The sequence below is a fragment of the Peptostreptococcus sp. genome (assembly GCF_977045075.1).
In genome coordinates, this window is the sequence record NZ_CDRRTB010000064.1 from 1 (window position 1) to 10,453 (window position 10,453).

General features: G+C 40.8%; 8 protein-coding genes. All 8 read left to right on the top strand.

Annotation, left to right across the window (positions count from 1 at the left end; translation table 11 throughout):
- Positions 1–131: 131 nt before the first annotated feature.
- Positions 132–959: a 3-deoxy-7-phosphoheptulonate synthase gene (gene aroF, locus ACW6OJ_RS05995; RefSeq protein WP_456096025.1), complete on the top strand. Its 828-nt coding sequence runs from the start codon at positions 132–134 to the stop codon at positions 957–959.
- 1 nt (position 960) lies between these two features.
- Positions 961–2,742, top strand: coding sequence for a 3-dehydroquinate synthase (gene aroB, locus ACW6OJ_RS06000; RefSeq protein WP_456096026.1), 1,782 nt, complete (start codon positions 961–963; stop codon positions 2,740–2,742).
- Positions 2,743–2,772: 30 nt separating this feature from the next.
- Complete coding sequence (locus tag ACW6OJ_RS06005) at positions 2,773–3,624, top strand: DUF5685 family protein (RefSeq protein WP_456096027.1); 852 nt, start codon at positions 2,773–2,775, stop codon at positions 3,622–3,624.
- A 72-nt stretch (positions 3,625–3,696) separates the two neighbouring features.
- On the top strand, positions 3,697–4,998 hold the full coding sequence (locus ACW6OJ_RS06010; RefSeq protein WP_293433538.1) for an MATE family efflux transporter: 1,302 nt from the start codon (positions 3,697–3,699) through the stop codon (positions 4,996–4,998).
- A gap of 35 nt (positions 4,999–5,033) precedes the next feature.
- A complete protein-coding gene (locus ACW6OJ_RS06015) occupies positions 5,034–5,714 on the top strand; it encodes a class A sortase (protein ID WP_456096028.1) in 681 nt (226 codons plus the stop codon).
- Positions 5,715–6,152: 438 nt separating this feature from the next.
- The gene (locus tag ACW6OJ_RS06020; RefSeq protein ID WP_456096029.1) at positions 6,153–8,393 is read left to right on the top strand and encodes a cell wall-binding repeat-containing protein; all 2,241 of its coding nucleotides are present in this window, start codon (positions 6,153–6,155) and stop codon (positions 8,391–8,393) included.
- Positions 8,394–8,606: 213 nt separating this feature from the next.
- On the top strand, positions 8,607–9,578 hold the full coding sequence (locus ACW6OJ_RS06025) for a hypothetical protein (protein ID WP_456096030.1): 972 nt from the start codon (positions 8,607–8,609) through the stop codon (positions 9,576–9,578).
- Between the two features lie 54 nt (positions 9,579–9,632).
- Positions 9,633–10,453 (top strand): tetratricopeptide repeat protein (locus tag ACW6OJ_RS06030; protein ID WP_456096031.1); only part of this gene is annotated, 821 nt, incomplete at its 3' end.

Genomic DNA, 10,453 nt, shown 5'->3' on the forward strand with positions numbered 1-10,453 from the left:
TTAAAAGGAAGATATGACTTCAAGGAGGTAGCTACGACCTCTATCTATACTAATATTATCCCACAAAGAAGAGGGGATAGAAAAGAAAAAAAGTAGTTTTAACTACAAGTATATTATACGAGGAGGTCTATATGATAGAAGGTTTAAAAAGAACAAAAGGGGACCCTAGTGAGAAAACTAGACCCGTTACTATAAATACAGTTTCAGGCATCATAGAGATAGGTGGTAGGTTACCTATAATAATAGCAGGGCCATGCTCAGTTGAGTCTGAGGGCCAGATAGTGTCTATTGCAAGGTCGGTTAAGGAAGCTGGTGCCAGCCTTCTGAGGGGTGGGGCCTACAAGCCTAGAACATCTCCCTATGATTTTCAGGGAATGAGGGCAGATGGACTAGACCTACTGAGGATAGCAAAGAAGGAAACAGGCCTACCTATAGTATCAGAAATCGTAGGTATTGGTGACTTGGACCAGTTCGTAGATGTAGACATACTCCAGGTAGGTGCTAGAAATATGCAGAACTTTGAACTTTTAAAGGAGCTAGGCAAGATAGGTAAGCCAGTCCTACTAAAGAGGGGATTTTCATCTACAGTCAAGGAGTGGTTGATGAGTGCCGAGTACCTAATGCACCATGGTAATGACCAGGTCATCCTATGTGAAAGAGGTATTAGGACCTTTAGTGATATTACAAGGAATACCCTAGACCTATCAGTGGTCCCTATCTTAAAGGATGTCAGCCACCTACCAGTGATAGTAGACCCTAGTCATGGAACAGGTATGTCTAGTATGGTAGGCTCAATGTCCTTGGCAGCAATAGCAGCTGGGGCAGATGGCCTCATGATAGAGGTCCACAACGATCCACCGAATGCCCTATCAGATGGGGACCAGTCAATCCTACCTAGTCAATTCGCCCAGATAGTTGACCAGGTCATGAGAATTAAGAAGGCTCTTGGAGACTGCTAGCATGAGAAATATAAATATTAAAACTAAGTCTAAGTCCTACCAGGTCTTGATTGGGAGGGACTTATTAGAAAATATAGGCCAGGAAATACTTACAAATTTACCATCAAGCAAGGGGACCAAGCTTTGTATAGTTACAGATACAAATATTGATTCCCTCTATGCAAAACAGGTAGAGACATCACTTGCACAAGCAGGCTATAGGATCTCTAAGTATGTGGTAGAGCCGGGTGAAGCCAACAAGGACCTAATCAACTACCAGGCTATAATTGACCATATGTCAAAGGAAGAAATGACTAGACAGGATATGGTCCTGGCCTTAGGTGGAGGTCTAGTAGGTGACCTTGCAGGTTTTTGTGCAGCTACCTACCAGAGGGGACTTGGCCTAGTCCAGGTTCCAACCAGCCTACTAGCCATGATAGACTCAAGTGTAGGAGGCAAGACTGCTATTAATACCAGCTATGGTAAGAATCAAATAGGAGCCTTTTACCAGCCGGACCTAGTAATATGCGATATCAATAGCCTAGACAGTCTGAAGGACCAAGACTGGTCATCAGGCATGGGGGAAATGGTAAAGTATGCAGTATTGGACAAGTCATTAGATATAAATAAGCTAGCCTCCAGGTCAGACCTAGGGGCTTTAATGGAAAATATATACCAGGCCATAGCCATCAAGGCCAAGTATGTCATGGCAGATGAATTTGACAAGGGGCAAAGACAGGCCCTAAACCTAGGCCATACCCTAGGCCATGCTATAGAAAAGCTTAGCGACTACGAGCTTAGACATGGTCAGGCAGTAGCCATTGGCCTAAACCTAATATCAAGGTATGCAGTTGCCAGGGGTATGATGAAATTTTCAGATCATATTAGTATAGCCATGGCCCTAGACAAGGCAGGCCTAGACCTTGCTTGTCCATACGAGACGGACCAGCTCATGGACCTTATAAGGGCAGACAAGAAGAGACAGGGAGACAAGATCAACCTAATTGTTCCAAGGTCTATAGGTGACTGTCAAATCATAGAGACAGACCTTGATGACCTTGCGAGTTTTGATACAAGGCCAGTAGCTACTAGGACTATGAAATCAGGTTTATTGGGTGAAAGTCTATCTCATAGCAAGTCACCAGAGCTCCATCTAGGCCTAGGTGACTACGACTACCAGCTATACGAAATAGCTAGGGACGAGATAGACAATTATATGAAGGTCTACCCACTAGATTGCTCTAATGTAACCATACCCTACAAGGAGACAGCACTCGGCTACTGTGATGACTTATCAGCTAGGGCCAAGTCAATAGGAGCGGTAAATACCCTAGTTAAGCTAGATGACGGTAGCCTATATGGAGACAACACTGACTATTATGGCTTTTCCAAGATGGTCCAGGGGCTAGACCTAGACCCTAGTGGTAAGTATGTCCTAATCCTGGGAAGTGGAGGAGCCTCCAAGACTGTAGAGGCCTACATGAAGGATATGGGGGCAGGACAGATTGTAATTGTATCCAGAAGTGGTCAAGACAATTATGAGAATCTGGACAGGCACTATGACCTGGCAGACATAATAGTAAATACCACACCTCTTGGCATGTATCCTAACATAGACCAGGCACCATTGGACCTGGGTCCCTTTAAAGGATTAGAGGCTGTCTTAGACCTAATCTACAATCCGGAAGAAACCAGGCTACTTAGCCAGGCCAAGTCAATGGGTATAAGGTCAATAAACGGTATGACCATGCTTGAAGAACAGGCAAAATTAGCCTCATTTATATTCAAGCAGAGGATATTATAAAAACAGGTTTAAATAGATAAGGAAAAAGAAATGTTTGGTTATGTAAGAATAAATAAGATGGACCTGACCTTTCGTGAATATGAGCACTACAAGGCCTACTACTGTGGTCTCTGTAAGTACCTAAAGAGAAACCATACGGAGCTATCCAGGATGACAATCAACTATGATATTACCTTCCTGATAGTATTACTAAGCTCAATATACCAGCCAAGTGCCCAGGTATTTCACGAGAAGTGTATAGTGGATCCAGTGAAAAAGAAAAAGCACATCATCAATGAAATTACAGAGTATGCAGCCAGTATGAATATACTCCTAGCCTACTACAAGCTAGAGGACGATGTGAACGATGAGGGTGATATCAAGTCAAGGTTGGTAAGAAGGGCCTACAGGAAGTCCTTTAAGACAGCCTACGACAAGTACCCCCAAAAGGCAGACTTTATAAAGGCCTGTCTTGGAGAGTTGAGGTCTCTTGAAGAGGACCAGTCAACTTCAATAGACCAGACCTCAAACTGCTTTGCTAGACTCTTAGAGGAAATATTTGACTATAAGGATGATGAATACAGGGACAGGTTAAGGAAGGTTGGCTTTAATATAGGTAAGTACATATATATAATGGATGCCTATGAGGACCTAGATCAAGACCTTGAAAAGGGTAGGTATAATCCATTTAGCTCCTACAAGGACGACAGGGAAGGACTAAAGGTCAGGGTAGACAAGCTAATAGGCATGACCCTGGCAAGGCTCGAGGAGGCGATCCTAGACCTAGATATAAAGGTCAATAAGTCTATAATTGACAATATCATTTATTCAGGTGTCTACCTTCGCTACAAGGGCCTGATAAATGGTGGTGATAAGAAAAAACAGGAAGCGAACATGAAATAATAGGAAAGTAAGGTAAAAAATTTGACGAACACATCGAGTAAAGAACACATTAAAGAAAATAAGATGGGGTCTATGAACATTAATAGACTAATACTGACTATGTCAGCTCCAATAGTAATTTCTATGATGGTCCAGTCCCTATATAATGTAGTAGATAGTATCTTCGTTGCCCAGATTAGTGAGGAAGCAATTACGGCGGTATCCATGGCCTTTCCCTTCCAGCAGCTGATGATGTCTGTTGGTATAGGTACAGCTATAGGAGTCAACTCCTTCCTAGCAAGAAGCCTAGGTGCCAAGGAGTTCTCCAGGGTCAACAAGATAGCCAACAATGGTCTGCTGCTAGCCTTTCTTAGTTTTATAGCCTTCTTTATGATGGGGCTATTATTATCAGACAAGCTAATAACAATCCAGACAGACAACCAGGAGATAATTTCTCATGGGCCTGTCTACCTAAGGATATGTCTTATGGGGTCCCTTGGTATCTTTACCCACCTTATGTTTGAGAGACTACTCCAGGCAACGGGCAAGACTATGTATACTATGATTGCCCAGATAAGTGGGGCCCTAATGAATATAATCCTTGACCCAATAATGATCTTTGGTTGGTTTGGTATGCCGGCCATGGGACTAGCAGGCGCTGCCCTAGCAACTGTAATATCCCAGTATGTAGGTGCCCTTGTAGTTGCCTACCTATGCATAAGGAAGGAAAAGGACATAGATATTGGATTCAGGTATATGAAGCCAGACTTCAAAATAATAAGAGATATATATGCAGTAGGTATACCTTCAATTATAATGATATCTATATCTTCTGTAACTATATTCTCAATGAACCAGATATTGGCAAAGTTTTCCATAACGGCAGTTGCCCTTCTTGGTATATACTTCAAGTTACAGAGCTTCATATTTATGCCTGTTTTTGGCCTAAACAACGGTATAATACCAATAGTAGCCTACAACTACGGGGCTGGCAACAAGGAGAGGATGAGGGAAACAATATTCCTAGGCATGAGGTATGCAGTGACTATAATGCTGATTGGTACCTTGATAATGATGGTATTTCCAGACAAGCTCCTAGGCATGTTCAATGCATCAGACCAGATGTTGGTCATTGGTAGGGTTGCCTTTAGGATAATAGCTACCAGCTTTGCATTTGCTGCCATATCTATAATATCTATAGGGGTCTTCCAGGCCATAGGTAAGGGAACCCTTAGTATGATGATATCCATAATCAGGCAGTTGCTAGTCCTAGTACCCCTAGCCTACCTATTCTCACTAACTGGCAACCTAGACAGGGTATGGTGGTGTGTAATAATTGCTGAGCTAGTGGCTGTTAGTATATGTGTAAGGAATATAAGGAAGATTATAAATTAATATATTAGAAATCTGAAATAAGTAAGGAGGACAAAATGAAAAAGTTAGGACTATTGCTGATACTAGTAGGTATCCTATTTTTATCAGTACCAAAAATATCTGAATATCTCCTGATGAAAAAGGGGCAGGATATAAACATATCCCAGCTTTCAGACAAGGACCTAGAAAAAAATGCCAAGCCTAGCAGCGAGATTAACTATGATGCATCTAAGATTGACCCTATAAATATAAACGGTGTAATACTGAATAGGGATAGGGCAGACATGTCGAAGGTCATTGGTCAGCTGGTAATACCATCTATAAATAAGAACATAGCCTTGTTTGAAGGCCTAGAGAACAACAGTTTAATGTATGGTGCCTGCACTATGAAGGCCAACCAGCATATGGGCCAGGGGAACTATGCTATAGCAGGCCACTATTGTAAAAATGACAAGATCCTATTTGGTGGTCTGATGAATATCAAGGAAGGCGACATAATCAAGCTGACTAACAAGAAAAACATCTACGAGTACAAGGCTATCAAGATGATGAAGGTAAAGGATGACAGGGTAGACCTGATAGGGGATGGCCTTCTAGGTCAGTATGACGGCAAGGCCATAGTATCCTTGATGACATGCTACTATGATGAGGCCGGCTATAGGTACTTTGTAATAGGAAGCTTTAATAGGTTATATCCTTATTCAAAGGAAAAGATGCTTGAGGGTATAAGTGAGTAGTAAATAGGATAGTTCGTAAATAAGCCTAGTAAATGAAAACAACTTTCTATTAATATGGTAGATAAGTATAAAAGTAATAGGCATGAGTAAAAGTTACAACAAAAAAGTTACAAGAGCTTCCTTATTTGGTAACTAAAACTAGATAATAAAATAAAAGCTCTTGTAAATATGAAAAAGCTATTGTATAATAGTAAAGATGTTGAAGAAAAAAGCAAATAAAAACTAAAGAAAAGAGCAAGTAGGATGTATATAAAAGACCTATATTTGTTGATTTTTTTGGTTTTTTTGAATTTTTTTGCAAAAACATCTTGAAATTATTACAATTTTGTAATAATATTAAAGTGTGAGAAATGTATGATTCTATATATTTTTTGTTCGGAATCATAAAGAATTATTAAAAGAAATGTAATCAATAATATGTTTGGGAGGAATGATAACATGAAGAAACAAATAGCTGTTTTAATGGCTGCTGCGACTGCAGTAACGACTGTAGCTCCAGTGCTAGCAAGTGCTGACACAATCAAGCATGATAATGTGTCAATCGGTGAGGTAGAAGCTAAGATAGCTGCTGCTTTAGCTGACAAGTATGCAAGCGATAAGGAAGATGGTATAAGAGTACCAGGTCCAGACGCTGTAAAGGGATATGAAAACTCTAAGTATGCTGTAATAGTAGATGCAGATGCTGCTGTAGCAGATGCAGAAGCTTATGGATTAGTTCCAGTAGCTAATACTATATACAGTGGTCTTGCTGAAGCTACACCAGCAGTTGCAGGACATGTAAGATATGTTGTAACTGACGCTGCAAAGGTTAAGAACCTAATCGAAAAGAGAATGTCTTCTCCACTAGCAACTGGTGTAAAGGCTACTAGCGTTCTAATCGTTGACAAGGGTGTAAAGGACAATAAGTCTACATACACAACTACTAACAAGCACTATGTTGCAGGTGCTGTAACAGAAGCTGATACTCAGGTTTCACTTGATGCTATCGATACTAAGGCTGAAATAGATGCTTTAGCAGGTGTAGTTGCTCCTGTATCTTTTGTAAAGGATGTTACTAGAACTGGTAATCAGGTAACTATCGAGCTTAAGAGTGGTAAGAAGATTGAAGTTGGCGTAAACAGTGAAGCTCTTGACTTTACAGCTCCTAAGGCTGAAAAGCAGGATTTAACTCTTGAAGCAGTTAGAAATTCTCAGGCTGTAGCTGACCAGGTAGTAGACTTTGCTAAGATAGCAAATGTTGGTGGTGTATCAAGAACTCTTGACCTACCACTAGTTGGAACTCACGAATACGTTCTAGATGACGTTGAAGTACACGAAATAGCTGTTCCAACAGTGTACACTAAGGCTGAAGGATATAGCAAGGCTGGTGCTGACCTAATCAACCCACTAATAAGAGCTAAGAGAGACAACAAGGCTGACTACTCTTTCAACTATAAGGGTGTTAACTATGCTCTAGCTACAAATGCTGGTGTTAAGGTTGCTAATGACGCTCAGGCTGAAGCAGCAGTAGATACTGCAAATGCTAAGATAGATGTAGCTGGTGACGGTTATGTTCTAAGATTAAACGTTAGAGTTCTAGACAAGAACGATAAGGATAGATTCAAGACTCTTCAGTTCAAGTTCGAAGGTAAGACTCAGCAGGATCTTGTTAGAGTATTAAATGACCTTAAGGGCAAGAACGAAGTAGTTGTTGGTAAGTTCGTTAAGCTTGCTGGTTCTGACAGAGCTGCTACAGCAGTAGAAGTATCTAAGGAAAGATTCGGATACAAGGAAGCTGATTCTGTAGTTGTAGTTGGTGCTAATGCATTAATAGATGGTCTTTCAGCTGCTCCTCTAGCTGCTGCTAAGAACGCTCCAGTTCTTATAGCTGGTAAGAACGGTCTAGACAACGGATCTCTTGCTGAAATAGAAAGAGCTTGTAAGGACCTAAGCAACAAGACTGTATACATCGTTGGTGGAGAAAACTCTGTATCATACGCTGCTAAGAAGCAGTTAGAAGATAAGTTCGGTGCTGTTGTTGTTAGACTTGCTGGTGATGACAGATATGACACTTCTCTAGAAGTTGACCACAGACTAGTTAAGGATGAACAGGCTTCAACTACTAGATTCGTAGTAGGTGGAAACGGTGCTGCCGATGCTATGTCAGTTTCAGCTGTTGCTGCTAAGAAGACTGCAGGAAAGGTATCTCCAATCCTAGTTGTTAGAAAAGATGGTATAAAGGCTACTACTAGAACTTACCTAGCAGGTAAGGTAGATCAGGCTTACGTTGTAGGTGGTACTTCAACTGCTTCAACTCAGGTATTCAAGGATATCGAAAAAGTTAGAAGCGTAACTCCAGCGGGTTACAATACTCTTAACAATAAGGTTAAGAGACTTTCTGGTGAAGATAGATACGCTACTAACCTAGCTGTTATCAACGAATTCTATGCTAATCCAAAGGCTAACGGTCTTGCTGTAGTATCTGGTAAGACTCAGTACCTAGTAGATGCTCAGACTGCTGGTGCATTCGCTGCAGACAGAGGTCTAGCTGTTCTATTAACTGCTGACAAGCTAAACAAGGATCAGAAAGATACATTAGATACTGGTGTATTAAAGGGTCTTAAGACTAACATCTACCAGGTTGGTGGAGTTGTTTCAAATGACGTTATGAAGAGCGTTGTTGATATACTAGGTCTTTAATCACTAGTTAATAACTTAAGAATAATACTAATTTATTAGTAATACAGGTATGGATAGGGATTTTCCCTATCCATATTTTTTTACCTTTTCTCTAACACTTCCATAGGATAAAAAGGTGTTGCAATACCAAAGAATATAGGTCATAAGCTATGATATTATTAAAATATATGATAAAATATAGCTTGAATAACTATAAAAAAGGGGGGTTGGTCTATGCAAAATACAGACCTAATAATTAAAGAACTATACACCAGGTCCTACGAGCTAGACCAGGCCGGCAAGCTGGACCTATCCCTGCCAACAAACAGGCTTATCCTAATAGGGACAAAGGTCCTAGACAACAGGTCTAATGGACCTATTAACTTCGATGTAGACAGGCTTTATGATGAGCTGGTCTACTTCAACTCCTATGGGTCTAAGGATAACGGATGCCCCTTGTCCTTCTTCCTAGCTATGATCTTGGCCAACAGGTCCTACCAAGCATATGAATCATGTTTGATAGACCTTATAAATAAGCTTATGACCTTCTACACGACCCCTGAGAGCCTAGATAACTACATAATAGAGGTATTTATCATTGATAGTCTTATAAGGGCTTATATTAGGTCAGGAGAACCAAGTCAAGAGGGAGATAGGGTCCAAATATTTAAGGATATAAAAGACAAGCTAGTATCCTATAACCTAATAAAGGAATCAAAGAAGGAGACCATAGTCTTCCAACTAAAGAAGATAAAATATATAGAGAAGGTTCACAGGCTGGTAGACCACTTAGAGGGACTGGACGGTTTTAAATATGACCTTGATAGTCCAGACCTATTCGACCTCATAGGAGGGCTAGTCGATGGTAATATTGGTAGGGACAGCCTTTCAGGCCTTCTTGCTATCCTGCTTGGCTACGACAAAAATGACTCAAATCTCGAAAGACAAGGCCAAGAGAGTGAGACCTTTGTACTTTCTATGGCAGACTACCTAGTAGATCTACGAAATAGGAAAAAGACCAGTCGTAAGTACCAGGTCAAGTCATCTCCTAGGCACTTCTTAAAGGAAGAGGTAGGATACCAAGCGAAAGACCCGATTTTAAACAGGTATAGGATAGTCGACAAGTTAAGAGATGGCAATACCTATATAGTAAGGCTAGAGACCAAGTCAGGTCCCTACAATATGACCTATACAATTAGGGACTAGCTGGCTGGGTATAATATAGATAATTATAAAATCATAGAGTGAGAAGGGATAGATATGAAAAATAGATTAGACAAGTATATATTAGACAAGACTGAGGAATTGGTCTTTATTACAATAGATGAATCAGAGGACCTTGATTTGATGGGCTATGTGCCGCCTAAGGAGGGCATCAAGCTACCTATTAAGTCAAATGTTCTAGTCAAGTCAATCAAGGACAAGAAAGCCCAGGAGGAGCTCAATATGATGTCGATGATTGATGCCATGCTATACTTAGAGGGTATAGACCCCGACTTTGTATATAATGTGGAGTATGATGATCTGATTGAGACATTTGCCAGGAAGGCCAACTTTGACTATATGGAATATATGGGATATATGTCCAACCAGGCCTTTAGTAAGGGTGAGCTAAGGGATGCCCTAGTATATATCAGGGCCTACCTAAGGATGGATCCAGACGATGTCATGGCCCTATACCAATACGCCATCATTTGTCAGGAGCTAAGCCTTAAGTACCAAAAGGATGAGGATATAAAGGCCATGAATGACTTTCTTCTAGAGGCCTTGGCCAGTCTGGAGAAGATTTTGGATATTGATGATAGCTTTGCCCTTGCCTACTACCAGCTAGGCTTCCATTATTCCAACCAGAATCAGTTTACCAAGGCCAAACTGACTTGGGACAGGGCCATAGACCTAGGTATAGATGAGGAGTCAAGGGCAGATATTATGGAAAACCTATCAAAGATCGACTACAAAGTAAGGTATGAAAAGGCCTACAACCTTGTATTCCAGGGTCAGGCCCAAGAGGCACTAGAGGACCTGCTAGACCTAGAAAATCAGTATCCAGACTGGTGGAACCTTTTGTTTATCATCAGTTT